The sequence below is a fragment of the Hymenobacter roseosalivarius DSM 11622 genome, assembly GCF_900176135.1.
GTDB classification, from domain to species: Bacteria; Bacteroidota; Bacteroidia; order Cytophagales; family Hymenobacteraceae; genus Hymenobacter; species Hymenobacter roseosalivarius.
Map to the genome: position 1 here is coordinate 98,521 of NZ_FWWW01000076.1, position 15,421 is coordinate 113,941.

General features: G+C 51.7%; 13 protein-coding genes and 1 tRNA gene. 8 read left to right on the plus strand and 6 right to left on the minus strand.

Features of this window, described 5'->3' with window-relative positions; genetic code table 11:
- Positions 1–74: 74 nt before the first annotated feature.
- Positions 75–1,457 (minus strand): FAD/NAD(P)-binding protein, encoded by a 1,383-nt coding sequence (locus tag B9A24_RS13830; RefSeq protein WP_084446612.1) that lies wholly within the window; start codon positions 1,455–1,457, stop codon positions 75–77.
- Between the two features lie 130 nt (positions 1,458–1,587).
- Entirely contained in the window at positions 1,588–2,553 is a 966-nt protein-coding gene (rfaD, locus tag B9A24_RS13835) for an ADP-glyceromanno-heptose 6-epimerase (protein WP_084446613.1), read from the minus strand.
- Between the two features lie 156 nt (positions 2,554–2,709).
- On the opposite strand from rfaD, the gene B9A24_RS13840 reads away from it, so the two are divergent.
- The 4 genes from B9A24_RS13840 to lpxB all read left to right on the plus strand — a co-directional run bounded on the left by B9A24_RS13840 (position 2,710) and on the right by lpxB (position 6,484).
- Complete coding sequence (locus B9A24_RS13840; RefSeq protein ID WP_084446614.1) at positions 2,710–3,639, plus strand: ABC transporter substrate-binding protein; 930 nt, start codon at positions 2,710–2,712, stop codon at positions 3,637–3,639.
- Positions 3,636–4,643: a FecCD family ABC transporter permease gene (locus tag B9A24_RS13845; protein WP_084446615.1), complete on the plus strand. Its 1,008-nt coding sequence runs from the start codon at positions 3,636–3,638 to the stop codon at positions 4,641–4,643. The genes B9A24_RS13840 and B9A24_RS13845 overlap by 4 nt, the downstream gene beginning before the upstream one ends.
- Before the next feature lie 128 nt (positions 4,644–4,771).
- The gene (locus B9A24_RS13850) at positions 4,772–5,188 is read left to right on the plus strand and encodes a 6-pyruvoyl trahydropterin synthase family protein (protein WP_084446616.1); all 417 of its coding nucleotides are present in this window, start codon (positions 4,772–4,774) and stop codon (positions 5,186–5,188) included.
- Between the two features lie 183 nt (positions 5,189–5,371).
- Positions 5,372–6,484 (plus strand): lipid-A-disaccharide synthase, encoded by a 1,113-nt coding sequence (gene lpxB, locus B9A24_RS13855; protein ID WP_084446617.1) that lies wholly within the window; start codon positions 5,372–5,374, stop codon positions 6,482–6,484.
- A 114-nt stretch (positions 6,485–6,598) separates the two neighbouring features.
- On the opposite strand, the gene clpX is transcribed toward lpxB, so the two are convergent.
- From clpX to B9A24_RS13875, 4 genes are all read right to left on the minus strand, one after another.
- Entirely contained in the window at positions 6,599–7,825 is a 1,227-nt protein-coding gene (clpX, locus tag B9A24_RS13860) for an ATP-dependent Clp protease ATP-binding subunit ClpX (RefSeq protein ID WP_084446618.1), read from the minus strand.
- A 281-nt stretch (positions 7,826–8,106) separates the two neighbouring features.
- Entirely contained in the window at positions 8,107–8,805 is a 699-nt protein-coding gene (locus B9A24_RS13865; RefSeq protein ID WP_084446619.1) for a ClpP family protease, read from the minus strand.
- 103 nt (positions 8,806–8,908) lie between these two features.
- Entirely contained in the window at positions 8,909–10,243 is a 1,335-nt protein-coding gene (gene tig / locus B9A24_RS13870) for a trigger factor (RefSeq protein WP_084446620.1), read from the minus strand.
- Positions 10,244–10,350: 107 nt separating this feature from the next.
- Positions 10,351–10,432, minus strand: a tRNA-Leu gene (locus B9A24_RS13875).
- Positions 10,433–10,743: 311 nt separating this feature from the next.
- Here B9A24_RS13875 and B9A24_RS13880 point away from each other — a divergent pair.
- The 4 genes from B9A24_RS13880 to B9A24_RS13895 all read left to right on the plus strand — a co-directional run bounded on the left by B9A24_RS13880 (position 10,744) and on the right by B9A24_RS13895 (position 15,234).
- Entirely contained in the window at positions 10,744–12,954 is a 2,211-nt protein-coding gene (locus tag B9A24_RS13880) for a RelA/SpoT family protein (RefSeq protein ID WP_084446621.1), read from the plus strand.
- Between the two features lie 194 nt (positions 12,955–13,148).
- Positions 13,149–13,619: a Fur family transcriptional regulator gene (locus tag B9A24_RS13885; protein WP_084446622.1), complete on the plus strand. Its 471-nt coding sequence runs from the start codon at positions 13,149–13,151 to the stop codon at positions 13,617–13,619.
- Entirely contained in the window at positions 13,616–13,963 is a 348-nt protein-coding gene (locus B9A24_RS13890) for an STAS domain-containing protein (RefSeq protein WP_084446623.1), read from the plus strand. Before B9A24_RS13885 ends, B9A24_RS13890 begins: the two co-directional genes overlap by 4 nt.
- Positions 13,963–15,234, plus strand: coding sequence for an adenylosuccinate synthase (locus B9A24_RS13895; protein ID WP_084446624.1), 1,272 nt, complete (start codon positions 13,963–13,965; stop codon positions 15,232–15,234). The genes B9A24_RS13890 and B9A24_RS13895 overlap by 1 nt, the downstream gene beginning before the upstream one ends.
- The last annotated feature ends 187 nt before the right edge of the window (positions 15,235–15,421 follow it).

The window sequence follows — 15,421 nt, forward strand, 5'->3', positions numbered from 1 at the left end:
GATAATGAAGCAACAAAAAAGGGCGCTACATGCGGTGCCCTTTTTTGTTGCTGATGGGTTCGAATAGCGGTTGTTTATGGCTGACTAAGAATGTGCTGAGCCAGGGCCGCAGCTTGTTCCCGTAACTCCGGCACCGCCGTCGACTCGAAATAGGCTGGACGTCGGCTAGGGCCCAGGGTGAAAAACATTGGGGAAGCTAGGCCAGCAGCGTTCAGCAGTGCCCCGTTTTCGTTGGTTTGAATGCCCAGGTGCAAAGGGTCGGGGAGGAGGTGGCCTGCTTCGCGAAGGCTTTTTACCAGCGGGTCTTGCACGCGGCTGTAATCGAGTAAGGGGCCGGTACAGGCAATTACATGGCGAGCGGTAAGCTGCCCGTGTTGACCGCCGTGAGTTATTTCTACACCTAAATCAGCGCCTTGGGGGGCAATTCTTCGCACACGGCCCAGGTGGATTCGTAGTTGTCCGCGCCCCCGTAGCTGCTTCAGTACCGCCACATTCTGCTCCGGACTCCGGTGCCGCACCACCGACCACACCGACGCGACATGACGCAGGAAGCGAGCTTGCTCTACCAGCGGCCAATTAGACCATATCCGACCTAAATCAGGACGAAGCGAGTCTACTACATCGCGCCAATTATAGCCGGCAGCTTGAGCCCCACGGATGTGCTGGCGCACCACGCGTACTACAGCGCCCACCTCCGTAAGATGAGCTAACTCAGAAGCGTAAAAGCTGGGATACTGCGCGTGCCGCGCTGGTCCGTGTACCGTCGGCCACCAGCCATGCCGCGAGACGGCCACAATTGGGCCCTGGTGCCCATCGGCGTGCAATGCCATCAGTACGTCCACAGAAGTGAGGCCGGTGCCAATAAGCAAAACTGAAGCGTGGGGGGCAATTCCAGTCAGTGCGCCGGGCGTCCACGGATTGGGGTGATAGTTTGGCGGAAAATTGCCCCCCAACCCAGCGCCAGCAAGTCCCAATGGCGGAAAATTGCCTAACGCCAACACCACGCGGTGGCTGCGCAAAATATGGCCATCAGCAAGCTCAACCAGCACCGTATTATCTTTCTTATCGATGGTGGCGGCTACTGCGGCCTGACTATGCAATTGAATCCGCATCCCGTTGGCTACCTCGCCCAGAATGTGACTGACGCATTCCTGGATATACTGCCCATACGTCTGGCGCGGGCAAAATGCGTCTTCGTCGGCGGGCAACCCTTTCGCCAACAGCCATTCCACAAAATGCTGTGGCTTATCAGGAAAGGCGCTGATGCGGCTAGCACGCACATTCAGCAGATACTCCGGCCGCGGCGCCGAATAGGCTAGACCTAATCCCGGAGCGGGGCGAGGGTCTACCAGATGCACATCGTAGGCGTAGCTGCCGCTCGCATGGGCAAGCTGCACCGCCAACATGGAACCCGAAAACCCCGCGCCTATTATCGTAATGGTACATCGCTGGGGCATGCAGGTGTTGTAAGAGTTGGTGAATGAGTAAAAGGCGGGAGGAGAGTCAGGCTTTAAAACGGACAGCCTGACCAAGAGTTTACCAAGGTCAGGCTATTTTTAGTTGGCCGGAAAAATGAGGATGGTAGCTTTATAGATAAACGCCGCTCACTAAATAGTTCTGCACATAATCTCGAATGCCATCCTCCAGGCGAGTGAAGGGCTGGTCGTAGCCAATGCCGCGTAGCTTCTGCATTTCAGCCTGCGTGAAGTATTGGTAAGTGTCGCGGATATCTTCGGGTGTGTCCTTAAAGTGGATATCCGCCGTCAGGTTGAGGGCCGCGAACGTGTTAAGAGCCAGATCTAAAAAGGTGCGCGCCTCCCCGCTGCCTAAGTTATAGATGCCGGAATTTTTGCGATGATGCATCAGGAAGTAGCATACCTCGCACACGTCCTTCACATACACAAAGTCGCGCTTCTGCTCGCCATCGGCAAAATCAGGGTTGTGAGAGCGAAATAGCTCCATGGAGCCGGTACGCCGAATCTGCTCGTAGGCGTGAAATATCACCGAGGCCATGCGGCCCTTGTGGTACTCATTGGGACCGTACACGTTGAAAAACTTCAAGCCAGCCCAGAAGAATGGCTTTTCAACCTGCGCCACCGCCCAGTTATCAAAGTCATTTTTTGACTCCCCATACGGGTTGAGCGGCCGCAGCAACGGCAGCAGCGCATCATCATCGGCGTAGCCCAGCGTGCCTGAGCCATACGTAGCCGCCGACGAGGCATACACCAGCGGCAACTGGTACTGACAGCACGCCTGCCATACCTTTTTGGAATACTCCAGATTCAGCAAATCCAGAATTTCGCGGCTCTTCTCGGCGGTGTCGGTGCGGGCACCGAGATGGAAGATGAATTCTACCTGCTCGTGGTTTTTATCGAGCCACTCAAAGAATTCATTGCGGTCCACGTACTCGCGCAGGCGCTTCCCTTTCAGGTTGGCAAGCTTGCGCTCCGTAGTGAAATTATCGACCACCACGATATCATTGAAATTGGCGGCATTCAGGCGGGTGACAAGGCAGCTGGCAATAAAGCCGGCCGCCCCAGTGACAACGATCATAGGGCTGAGTTTTGCCCTAAAAGTAGGCAAAAGTAGGGGCGCGTCGTACGCGCCCGGCGTTGTTTAGTTCTTACTTGCTCTATACGGGTCGTTCAACGACGGGCGCGTGCGACGCGTCCCTACCCATCAGGCAAGCTAAATCACCATCTTTGCGTTATGACCCGTTTTTTGCTTCAGCTGCTGCCCTTTCTTGCCTTCGGGACAGTACTCACCTCCTGTAATTCCGACCAGAAAGTCCCCCAAGCGTCCGAGACCGCCGAAAATGCCCCCCAGCGCCTCCGCGACGACCTTGGCCGGCCCGTTGTGGTGCCAGCGCATCCGCGGCGCATCCTGGCTCTGGCTCCATCTATGACCGAGATGCTTTACGCCGTGGCCGATACGGCTACTATCATAGGGCGTACGCAGGTTTGTGATTTCCCGAAAGCAGTGCTGAGCAAGCCTGTTGTGAACAGCTACCCGCTGGATATGGAGCGCTTGGTGGCCCTGCGGCCCGACATCGTATTTACAGTAGAAGGCATCACCTCAATTGATGATGCCACGCGCCTTCAGCAGCTCGGTGTGCAAGTATATTACCAGCGTTACACCACCGTGCCCGATGTGCTGCGTGGCCTGCGCGATATTGGCCGCATTCTGCGCCGCGAACACCAGGCCCGCCGCCTCACCGACTCTTTGGCAGCGGAGCTAAAGCAACTGGAACAGCAAACACTAAACAGTTTACAACCTAAAGTGCTGGCCATTACCTGGCAGGACCCCATTTACGTGTATGGTCAGAATACGCTGTTTACGGACAAAATTAAGCGTGCCGGAGGGCGAAATGCGGTAGTTGAGAAGTTTCCGCAGCCCTACCCAGCCCTCACGCGCGAGTACATTCTACAGCTTAACCCCGATGTGCTGCTCGGGGGCAATTTCGGGAAGCTTGATAGCACATTCTTCAAAAATTACCCCGAGCTGCGCCGCATCCGTGCTTACCAAACGCGACAGGTGTACGGCATCAGCGGCAACCTGATGGAGCGCCCCGGTCCGCGCGTGGTGGAGTCGGTCCGCGAGTTGCAACGGCTATTACGTCAAAGCCAGGTTCAGCTATGAGCCGCCGCGTCGGGCCCTGGCTGCTGGCCAGCCTAATGCTCACTATTTTCTTACTAGTCATAGGGCTGCGGGTAGGCAGCTTCGAAACCGATTATGCCATCATCTGGCGCGCCTTGAGCCATTACGACCCCACCGATCCGGTACAGCTGGTGCTGGTACAATTGCGCCTGCCGCGCCTGCTGCTGGCCCTGCTGGCAGGGGCGGGTCTGGCTTTCAGTGGCTATCTGATGCAAGCTATGGTCAATAACGCCCTAGCCGATCCATATTTACTTGGAACGGCTTCGGGTGCATCACTGGGGGCCATTTTGTGCTTTGCTTTTCTGGATACCTTAGTGCTGGGGGGCTTTTATCTGCCGCCCTTAGCTGCCCTGGCTGGCGCGTTACTCACCACGATAGTAGTAGTCACCCTTGGTACCCAGCAGGGCCAACTCAGGCCAGCCCAATTGCTACTGGCCGGAGTGGCCGTAGGCGCGCTCACCGCTGCTATTGGTAGCCTGGTCACGTTTCTGGCCGCTACCGATGCCAAGCTGAGCACCGTTATTTTCTGGGCCATGGGCAGCTTCGAGCGAGCCGGCTGGAACCTGCTGCCTTACCCGGCCGTGGCTGTCGGTGGGGCGTTAGCACTCTTTACTTTTTTGCAAAAAGACCTGAATGTGCTGCTACTAGGGGAGGAGCGGGCCCAGGCCCTGGGCCTGAATGTGACTCGCCTGCGCTGGATACTCATCCTCACAGCCTCTGGCCTGACGGGCTGTGTTGTAGCGCTTTGTGGCCCCATTGGCTTCGTCGGGCTAATGATTCCTCACCTTACGCGTTGGTTATTAGGCGTCACGGGCAGGGCCAATTTATTGTTCTGCGCCTTACTGGGGGGCAATTTTATGCTCGCCTGCGACCTGTTAGCCCGCTTGCTTTACCCGCCCGCTGGCTTACCCGTAGGCTTGGTGACTGCCCTTTTCGGCGTACCGTTCTTTGTATATTTGCTACGCAAGAAGCGCGTAGCGCTTTAATGGGCTGCTAAGTTGATAGGCTATTGTGCTGATTGGTTGAAAAGCTAAGATGCTGTGCCGTTAGTCATTTCGTTACTACTGCTTAGCCCATTCCGCATCCGCACATACTCTTATTAGCACCGCAACAAATGATTTACGTCAGCCGCCAGGAGCATTTCAATGCCGCGCACAAGCTGCACAACCCCAACTGGTCCGACGAGCGCAACCGCGAAGTATTTGGCCCCTGCGCCAATACCAACTGGCACGGCCATAATTACGACCTCATCGTAACCGTAAAAGGGCAGCCCGACCCCGAAACCGGCTTTGTAATCGACCTCAAACAGCTCAGTAACCTCATTCGCGAGCACGTCACCAATCAGGTAGACCACAAAAACCTTAACCTCGACGTACCATTCATGCAGGGTAAAATGGCCAGTACGGAGAATTTGGTAGTGGCCTTTTGGGAAATCCTGACCCGCGAATTATGCTCCATTTCTTCTGCCCAGTTGCACTGCATTAAGCTTTACGAAACGCCCCGAAATTTCGTGGAGTACTATGGCGAGTAACGAGTTCAATAGGTGGCTTCACTCCAAGCTTAAGCTTGCTCACTACTAGTAATCATCTATTACACTAAGCGGTAGAAGCTTAAGCCTAAGCTTGAGCTTCGCAGGCTGAGTCGTCAGGCTCCCCCTCTCCCCTGGGAGAGGGGGCCGGGGGGTGAGGCCACCGTTGAACAAACATCTATCCCCTTGAAATATTACCTGATTGCCGGCGAGCGTTCCGGAGATTTTCACGCCGCAAACCTGATGCGTGCCCTGCGCACGGAAGATGCCGCGGCCGAATTTCGGTGCTGGGGCGGTGATATGATGGAGGCCGCGGGGGGTAAATTAGTACATCATTACCAGGAAATGGCCATTATGGGTTTCTTGGAAGCAGCCACCAGCATCCTCAAGTTTCGCGGGTTTCTGAAAGAATGCCAGCGCGATTTACTAGAGTATAAGCCAGACGTTTTGATTCTGGTCGATTATGCGGGCTTCAATCTGCGGGTCGCCAAGTTTGCTAAGCAACACGGCATCAAGGTGTTTTATTATATCTCGCCCAAAATATGGGCCTGGAACCAAGGCCGCGTGCATACGGTGAAAGCCGTGGTCGACAAAATGTTCGTTATCCTGCCCTTCGAGCAGGAGTTCTACCAGCGTTTTGGCTACGATGTCGACTACATCGGCAACCCCATCGTCGACGCTGTGGCCGAGCACGAAGCCTCCACTGACTTCCGCGAACGGAACCAGATTCCGGCCGATAAACCCATTATTGCCGTTCTGCCCGGCTCGCGCAAGCAGGAAATTGAGAGCATGCTCTACGTCATGCTCTCCGTGCTGCCACCGTTTTTGAATTATCAGTTTGTCATTGCCGCTGTCTCCAACCTCGACCGCAACTATTACCAGAATTTCCAGCGCGGCGAAAACATCACCATCGTCTCTGATCAAACCTACGACCTGCTCCGTCACGCCGACGCAGCCATGGTCACGTCCGGCACCGCTACCCTCGAAACGGCCCTCTTCGACGTGCCCCAGGTCGTGTGCTACAGCACCAGCATTATTTCCTACACCATTGCCAAGGCACTGATCAAAGTGCCCTACATTTCCCTAGTGAATCTGGTAGCCGGCAAAGAAGTCGTCAAAGAATTAATTCAAGGCGAATTCAACTCCCGTAATCTGGTGCAAGAATTGAAAAATATTCTTGAGAATCCAGAAAATATCGCCCGCCAAAAAGCCGATTACGCTGAGCTACGAGAGAAAATTGGTCGTAGTAATGCTGCTCAGAAAGCTGCTAAGCTGATGGTTGGATATTTGAATCAGTAGCTTCCCACGATTAAGTATTGATCTGTGTTTACAAAACCATGACAACCATAAAATAGAAAGACCCAGAAAAGAGTTCTCTTCTGGGTCTTTCTATAAAGCGTTATTCTAATCTAATTATGCTGCCCGCAGTTGCTTCAGTGGTGATTTCTCAAACTTGCTTTGCGCGTAATCCAAGTCAATAATGAGTTCCTGAACATCCGTCTCCGAGGGCATATCAAACATGGCATCCGTCATGATGCTTTCGCAGATGGAGCGCAGTCCACGAGCACCAAGACGATATTCGTCGGCCTTCACGACAATGTATTCCATAGCCGCTTCAGAGAAGGAAAGACTAATATTTTCCATCTCAAATAAGCGCTGATACTGCTTTACAATAGAGTTCTTGGGCTCCGTCAGAATCTTACGCAGCGTAGCATGGTCGAGCGGGTTGAGGTGAGTGAGTACAGGCAAGCGGCCGATCAGCTCAGGAATGAGTCCGAACTGCTTCAAATCCACGGCCGTCACGTAGCGCAGGAAGTTCTGCGTATCAACCTTTTCCTCCAGCATCGTTTTGGAGAAGCCCATCGGCTTGGTATTCAGACGGCTCTTAATGATGCGCTCAATGCCAACAAAAGCCCCCCCGCAGATGAACAGAATGTTTTCGGTGTTCACCGTAATCATCTTTTGCTCAGGATGCTTGCGGCCACCGTGGGGTGGTACGTTTACTGTGGTGCCTTCCAGCAATTTTAGCATCGCCTGCTGCACGCCCTCGCCGCTCACGTCGCGGGTAATGCTGGGATTGTCGCTCTTGCGGGCAATTTTGTCTATTTCGTCAATGTATACGATGCCGCGCTCGGCAGCCTCTACATTGTAATCAGCGGACTGAAGCAGACGAGTTAGGATGCTTTCCACATCTTCCCCCACATAACCGGCCTCAGTAAGTACGGTAGCATCGGCAATGCAGAAAGGCACTTGCAGAATATTAGCCAGCATACGAGCCAGGAAGGTCTTGCCCGTGCCCGTTTCGCCCACCATAATGATGTTCGACTTCTCAATCACCACATCATCCTTGGTCGCAGGCTTCTGCATCAGGCGCTTGTAGTGGTTGTACACCGCCACGGACATTACCTTTTTCGCCTCATCCTGACCTACTACATATTGGTCCAGGTACTCCTTCATCTCGCGCGGCTTGACGAGGTTGAATTTCGGCGTCTTGCTGTTTGATCGAATCTTATTCTCTTCGTTCAATATCTGCTGGGCCTGACCTACGCATCGCTCGCAAATGTGTGCGTTGATGCCGGAAATCATTACCGAGACGTCTTTTTTGCTCTTGCCGCAGAAGGAGCACGTAATATCTGCCATTGCCTGGATTATCAGAATAAGATAGGTAAGCTCCGCTCACGTCGGAGCGGCATCAAAGGTACAAAAGCCTAACGCCCTGCGTACGAAAAAAAGTTGCCCTACTGTAGGGCTTCTATATTATAAGCAAAAAGCCCATTTCCGGATTTTAAACCGAAAATGGGCTTTACCAGGTAGTCGTAAGGTATTGTTTGCGGAAGCCTAATAGTTGTTGAAGTACTATTTAAGTAGCTCAACAGACTTAGCCTAGCTGCAAACGCCATCTTATAACGACGCAGGTAAGATTAGGCTACTTTGCGCTCCAGTACTTCATCAATCAGGCCATACTCTTTGGCCTCATCGGCACGCATCCAGTAGTCACGGTCGGAGTTGTCATGAATCTCCTGGTAAGTCTTGCCCGTATGCTGCGCCAGAATGTCGTAAAGCTCCTTTTTGAGCTTCAGAATCTCGCGAGCGGTGATTTCAATGTCAGAAGACTGACCCTGAGCACCACCGGAAGGCTGGTGAATCATGACGCGAGCGTGGGGCAGAGCCGAACGCTTGTCTTTGGCACCACCAGCCAATAATACGGCACCCATCGAAGCCGCAAGACCTGTGCAGATAGTAGCCACATCGGGGCCCACATACTGCATGGTGTCGTAGATACCTAAGCCTGCATACACTGAGCCGCCGGGCGAGTTGATGTAAAGCAGAATGTCCTTCTTGGCATCAGCCGACTCCAGAAACAGTAATTGAGCCGTGATGATGTTGGCAATATAATCATCGACGGCCGTGCCCAGAAACACGATCCGGTCCATGATCAGGCGCGAGAATACGTCAATCTCGGCGAAGCGCGTGGGGCGCTCCTCAATCACCGAACGGGTCATGCCCGTCACGGAATGACGCATTTGGCCTTCTATATGGTGCAGGTATTGATCGACACCCAAGCCGCTCAGGCCTTGACCTTTAACAGCAAACTTGCGGAATTCTTGTTTATTCAGCATGGCAAATAATAATGGGAGAAGAAGTGTAAAAGCGAAGCCGCTGGGCAACAAAAAAGCCCTAACGGCAAGTAAGGGCTTTTTTGTGGGTTAGAAAACCGACAGACTAGCGTTGGCTAGCTGCCTGATTTCGGAAGTCCTCGGCCGAAATCGGCTTATCAGTAACAACAACTTTGCCGCGCAGGTTTTCAAGTACTTTCTCTGCCAGAATGGCCTCATACTCGTCCACGTAGTTTTTGCCGTTCTCCTGCTTGAGGTAGTTGTCAGCGAAGCTGCGGATAGAATCCTGCAATTCCGGCGTCATTTCCATGTTGAACTGACCCAAGATCTTCTGCATGGTGCGCTCCACGATTTCGTCGTTCGACACCTTTAGGCCCTGCTCTTCTACTACTTTATTGCGGATCATCGACCACTTCAACTCACGCTCGTAGTCGTCGTAGTGCTCTTCTACTTGCTCTTCCGTGAGTTTGCCTTTATTGGCGCGCACCAGCCACTTTTTGAAGAACTCTTTGGGTACCTCAATGGTCGTGTTATTTACCATCTGGTCCACGATTTGACGGTTGAGCAAGCCATCGGCCTCACGGTCATAGTTTTCCTGTACCGTGGTGCGTACTTTCTCGTCGAACTCCTCGCGGGAGGTAATAATGTCTTTGCCGAATACTTTGTCGAACAGCTCCTGATCCAGTTCAGGCTTGGTCGTGCGGTTGATTTTCTCAACATTTAGCACGTACTCGCCACTCACGTTGGCAGCCTCGTCTTTCGATAAGCCGGAGAAGTTAGCCATGGCAGAAGCGTCGCCATCGAAAGCATCCTTCAAATCGAAGGTCACTGAATCGTTGGCCTTTACGCCGATAAACTGATCGACGTTATTCTTTACCTTATTAATAGGAAGCAGCACCGTACGGCCTTCGCCTTCCTCATCCGCTTTCTTGAGCTTACCATAGAGGTAGTCAGTAGCTTCCGAAGCCTCGGGGTTGGTGCTTTCACCATACTGGCGAGAAATCTGATCGTAGGTTTCCTGAAGCGTGGTCTCGTCAACACCTACTTGGTGGCGCTCTACGTTCAGAGCTTGATCAGCAGGTAGCTCAAAATCAGGCAGTAAGCCCAATTCGAACTTGAAATCAAAATCCTTCTGGGTATCAAAGTCAATGTCGCTAGCCACGGGCAGGGGCTCGCCCAGAACGCGCACGTTGTTTTCTTTGATGTAGCTATCAACGGCTTTGCCAAGCAAACCGTTGATTTCTTCCACCAGAATGCTTTTACCGTACATCTTGCGAACCAAGCCTACGGGTACTTTGCCCGGACGGAACCCTTTGATTTGCGCTTTCTTGCTGTAGTCCTTGAGCTTGCTATCAACCGTGGCGGCATAGTCGGCCTCCGTCAGGTGTACTGTCAGGATGGCACTAAGCTGGTCGTCGTTTTTATCGAGGGTAATATCCAAAACAGGTGGTCGGTTAGAGGGTAACAGAAAAGAAACGAGCCGGCAGCCGGCGAAAAAGAAACCCCCAACGTGTGGGTTGAGGGTTGGGGCATTCTTAAAAAAATAAGTGCGGATGGAGGGACTCGAACCCACACGCCTTGCGGCACCAGATCCTAAGTCTGGCACGTCTACCAATTTCGCCACATCCGCCGCAAGGCCTACTGCCTCGGGGCCGCAAAGCTACGCAACGAGTCGGGAAATTCAAACCAACTCCGCGATGAGTAGAGAATGATTGTAGTAAACTAGCGGCAATTTGCCCCCCAGAGGCTTTATTTGGTAATACCCACTTCTAGGAATAGATCGTTCGAAGCGCTGTGAAGCTTGCCTACTTCTGATTTTGCCCCCAGCTGTCGGGCCGCACCTTTTTAGGCCGCCGGTTTGTTATAAACGCGACTCGCCCACTAATAAGCTGAGTTCGTACTTTCGCAAATAACCACGGAGTTTTGACTCTGCCCGCGTACATGGCTACCCTTATCGATCCTGAAGTAGAGCGCAACGAGATTCTGCGGCATTACCGCCGCTTACTCCGTACCGCTAAGCCTTATTTGCATGGCAACGACGCTAAGCTTATTAAGAAAGCCTTCAATACGTCGTTGGAAGCGCATAAAAATATGCGTCGCAAGTCAGGTGAGCCGTATATTCTGCATCCATTGGCGGTAGCGCAGATTGCGGTGGAGGAAATTGGGCTGGGTACCACGAGTATTGTTTCGGCGCTGCTGCACGACGTGGTAGAGGATACGCCGATGGAAATATCGGACGTCGACCGAGAGTTCGGACCCAAAGTAGCGCGCATTATTGATGGGCTGACCAAAATTTCGGGCGTATTCGACTACGGTACCAGCGAGCAGGCCGAGAACTTCCGCAAAATGCTGCTTACCCTCTCCGAGGATGTACGCGTTATTCTGATCAAGCTTGCCGACCGGTTGCATAATATGCGCACGTTGGAGTCGATGCCCCGGCATAAGCAGCTCAAAATAGCCTCCGAAACCATCTATTTGTACGCTCCGCTAGCGCACCGTTTGGGACTCTACGCCATCAAAACCGAGCTGGAAGACCTGTACTTAAAGTATACCGATACTGAAGTCTATAATGACTTGATGACGAAAGTGCGCCAGAGCCGTAGCGCACGTAATCGCTTTATTAAGGATTTCGTTTCCCCTATCGACGACGAGTTGAAGGCCCAGGGCTTTGACTTCGAGATAAAAGGCCGCCCCAAATCGATTTATTCCATTCTGCGCAAAATGCGCAAGCAGAATGTAACCTTCGACGAGGTATATGATTTGTTTGCTATCCGTGTCATTCTGGACGTGCCGCAGGAGCAGGAAAAAGCCGCCTGCTGGCAGGTGTATTCCATCGTTACTGATTTCTACCAGCCTAACCCCGACCGTTTGCGGGATTGGGTAAGCACACCCAAGGCCAACGGCTACGAGAGCCTGCATACCACTGTCATGTCGCGCACGGGCCAGTGGGTGGAAGTTCAGATTCGTTCCAAGCGCATGGACGATATTGCCGAAAAAGGCTACGCTGCCCATTGGAAATACAAGGACACCGGCACCGTGCAGGCTGAATCGACGCTGGAGGCCTGGATTGCAAAGGTGCGTGAGATGCTGGAAACCAATAACTCCAGCGCGCTGGAGTTCATGGATGAGTTTAGGCAAAACCTCTTCGTTAAAGAAGTCTACGCTTTTACGCCTAAAGGCAAGCTGGTTATTCTACCAGACAAGGCAACAGCGTTGGATTTTGCCTTTGATATTCACTCTCAGATTGGCTTGCAGTGCCTGGGGGCCAAAGTTAACCAGAAGTTGCAGCCTTTAAGCTACCAGCTTCGTAACGGTGATCAGGTAGAAATTCTGACCTCGCACAAGCAACGCCCTACTGAGGAGTGGTTGCAGTACGTAATCACATCCAAAGCCAGATCAAAAATCAAAGAGTATCTGCGTGATGATAAGCGCACTAAAGCGGAGGATGGACGCTATCTGGTAGAAAAGCGGTTGGAGCTACTTGGTATCGAGAATAATCAGGACAATTTGAACCGTCTGCTGGCCCACTTCAATATTTACAACGCGCAGGATTTCTTTTATCGCTTGGCAATTGGCCAACTCGACGGACGGGAGATTAAGGTGGAGTTGTTTGACCCCACCATTGCGCCCCCCCACATACTGTCTCCCTTAGCCCCCAGATCTTTTGATCAGGAAGTGCAAAAGATTCGGGGGGTCAATGCCAATATGCTCGTTATCGGGGAGCATACCGACAAGTTCGATTATCATATTGCTCCCTGTTGCAATCCGATTCCGGGCGATGATGTGTTTGGCTTTGAAACAGAAACCGAGGGCATTATTATTCACCGAACGTCTTGTCCGCAGGCCGTAAAGCTGATGTCGAACTACGGCAGCCGCATCGTACGCGCCAAGTGGACTGATCAGTTGGAGCTTGCTTTCTTGGCTGGTATTCGCATCAAAGGCTCGGACCGGGTAGGTTTAGTAAATGACGTAACGCGCATTATCTCTAATAGCCTCAAAGTCAACATGCGCTCCATCACCATCGATTCGAATGATGGAATGTTTGAGGGTCAGATTATGGTATTTGTTAACGATACCGACCACTTACACAAAATGATTCAACGCCTGAGCAAAGTGAATGGCGTGCTATTGGTAGAGCGTTTCGCTACTTGAATTCTGTAATAGTCTTGATGAGCCTTAGTTGGTATAAAGAAGAGGCTGGGGGGCTTTTTTCTAACATTCTTGCTAGAAAAAAGCCCCCCAGCGCCAGATAGAATTTGGTGATCTAAGCAAACGCGCAAAAGTTGAGTCTGCCAACTCGCTTTACTCACTTACCTTTGTTAATCCTTATAATATAAGGTTGCAGAATGTTTGATAGAGATAAATTTGAGGAGGTGAAGAAAATTTTCACCGCCTATTTAGAGAATAAAGGCTTGCGCAAGACCTCTGAGCGCTACGCCATACTAGAGGAAATATACTCTCGCACCGGCCATTTTGATGTCGAGGAGCTGTACACCGGCATGAAAGCGCAAGGCTTGCAAGTGAGCCGAGCTACCGTGTATAACACGCTTGACTTGTTGGTAGAGCACGGATTGGTGAGTAAGCATCAGTTCGGGCGTAATCTGGCTCAGTACGAGAAGTCATATGGTTATCGTCAGCACGACCACGTCATCTGTACTGAATGCCACAAAGTGGTTGAGTTCTGCGACCCCCGCATCCACGGTATTCAAACCATGGTCGGGGAGCTTTTGAATTTCCATATCTTGCACCACTCTTTAAATCTGTATGGCGTTTGTGGTGACTGCCGCGCCAAAGCCGCCCGCTTACTTTCTGAATGAAAACTGAATCCGCTGTTCAAGACGATGTCCTCTTCGTTCGCCTTGTTGGCGACCTTATCGGTAGCCCCGACTCCCAACCTTTGCTTCAAGCCGTTAATGACCACCTTGGGGAAGGTACCATTTATTGTGCTATCGACTTGTCCAACGTGCGTTTTATCAATAGCACGGGCATCGGTGTATTGGTCTCCATTCTGACAAAATTTCGCAACCAAGGTGGCGAGCTAGTACTCATCAATCCTTCGGAACTCGTTCGTAAGCTGTTGGTCATTACTAAGCTCGACGCCATCTTCATTATTGCGACTGATGATGCATCAGCCGTCGAACAATTGAAAGCTACAACCTAATGCCAGTTGACGTACTTGTTGGATTACAGTGGGGTGATGAAGGGAAAGGTAAAATAGTAGACGTATTAGCTCCCACATACGATGTTGTAGCCCGTTTTCAGGGCGGGCCAAACGCTGGTCACACGCTCACCTTCGATGGCTTGAAGCATGTACTACACCAGGTACCATCGGGCATTTTCCACCCACATGTTATTAATGTAGTTGGTAATGGTGTTGTTCTCGACCCTACAGTATTTCGGGGAGAGCTACAAAAGCTGACTGATCGGGGAGTTAGTTGGGCGCCCAATCTCTACATCTCGAAAAAGGCACAGCTTATTCTTCCTTCCCATCGTGCTCTCGATCGTATCTCAGAAGAAATGCGCGGGGGGGGCAAAATTGGGTCTACACTCAAAGGAATAGGACCTACTTACCAAGATAAAATCGGTCGTACAGGTCTACGCGTAGGAGACGTATTGTTGCCTACCTTTCGGGAGCGTTACGCCGAGGCTGTAGCCCGTCATGCACAGTTTGCCTCCTTCCACGGCCGGGATTTAGAGATAACGGCATTGGAGGAAGACTTTTTCTCTGCGGTTGAATTTCTGCGTACTCTTCAACTGACTGATACAGAGTACTTACTGAACGATTTGCTGCGTCAAGGAAAGCGAATTCTCGCTGAGGGAGCTCAGGGCTCTTTGCTCGATATTGACTTCGGAACCTATCCCTTCGTCACTTCGTCCAGCACCATCGTTGCAGGAGCCTGTACTGGTTTGGGTATTGCCCCCCGACATATTGATCGAGTATACGGTATTAGTAAAGCCTATTGTACCAGAGTTGGTAGTGGCCCATTCCCAACTGAATTACACGATGAGGTAGGGGAGAAGATACGCCAAGCTGGACGTGAGTTTGGTTCTACTACCGGTAGACCCCGGCGTTGCGGTTGGATTGACTTGCCCTCTTTACGCTATAGTATCATGCTTAATGGCGTTACAGAGCTACATCTTATGAAGGCAGATGTGCTCGACGACTTTGCTGAAATACAGGTGTGCACGCATTATCGTACACCTGATGGACAAGATACTGACCTACTTCCTGACCACGAAGCGCTGCAATCGTTGACCCCGGTATATACTACGCTACCTGGTTGGTGCACTGATTTGCAAAACATTTCGGAAGTTGAAAAGCTGCCTGTTGAATTGCAGTCTTATCTGCAATTCCTTGAACGCCACTTAGAAGTACCCATTCGTATTGTAAGCGTTGGCCCCGATCGAGTAAGTACTATTCATTTAAAATAGACAAAAAGATAAGGTGGGTCTTGACTTGTTCAAAACTCACCTTATCTTTGTCATCCCGTTTCAGCAATTGGCTTATAAGGAGTCGTCTTTTAAAAGTTTTTATTTAAAGCTTGACAAGACGAAAATGAAAGTGTTATCTTTGCCTTCCGCCAGGAAAGACGAGGGTAGAACCAAATAGGGTTAAATC

Excerpts from the sequence above, each read along its gene's own strand:
- B9A24_RS13830 (WP_084446612.1), bottom strand. The coding sequence starts at position 1,457 with ATGCCCCAGCGATGTACCATTACGATAATAGGCGCGGGGTTTTCGGGT.
- rfaD (WP_084446613.1), bottom strand. The coding sequence starts at position 2,553 with ATGATCGTTGTCACTGGGGCGGCCGGCTTTATTGCCAGCTGCCTTGTC.
- B9A24_RS13840 (WP_084446614.1), top strand. The coding sequence starts at position 2,710 with ATGACCCGTTTTTTGCTTCAGCTGCTGCCCTTTCTTGCCTTCGGGACA.
- B9A24_RS13845 (WP_084446615.1), top strand. The coding sequence starts at position 3,636 with ATGAGCCGCCGCGTCGGGCCCTGGCTGCTGGCCAGCCTAATGCTCACT.
- B9A24_RS13850 (WP_084446616.1), top strand. The coding sequence starts at position 4,772 with ATGATTTACGTCAGCCGCCAGGAGCATTTCAATGCCGCGCACAAGCTG.
- clpX (WP_084446618.1), bottom strand. The coding sequence starts at position 7,825 with ATGGCAGATATTACGTGCTCCTTCTGCGGCAAGAGCAAAAAAGACGTC.
- B9A24_RS13865 (WP_084446619.1), bottom strand. The coding sequence starts at position 8,805 with ATGCTGAATAAACAAGAATTCCGCAAGTTTGCTGTTAAAGGTCAAGGC.
- B9A24_RS13880 (WP_084446621.1), top strand. The coding sequence starts at position 10,744 with ATGGCTACCCTTATCGATCCTGAAGTAGAGCGCAACGAGATTCTGCGG.
- B9A24_RS13885 (WP_084446622.1), top strand. The coding sequence starts at position 13,149 with ATGTTTGATAGAGATAAATTTGAGGAGGTGAAGAAAATTTTCACCGCC.
- B9A24_RS13890 (WP_084446623.1), top strand. The coding sequence starts at position 13,616 with ATGAAAACTGAATCCGCTGTTCAAGACGATGTCCTCTTCGTTCGCCTT.
- B9A24_RS13895 (WP_084446624.1), top strand. The coding sequence starts at position 13,963 with ATGCCAGTTGACGTACTTGTTGGATTACAGTGGGGTGATGAAGGGAAA.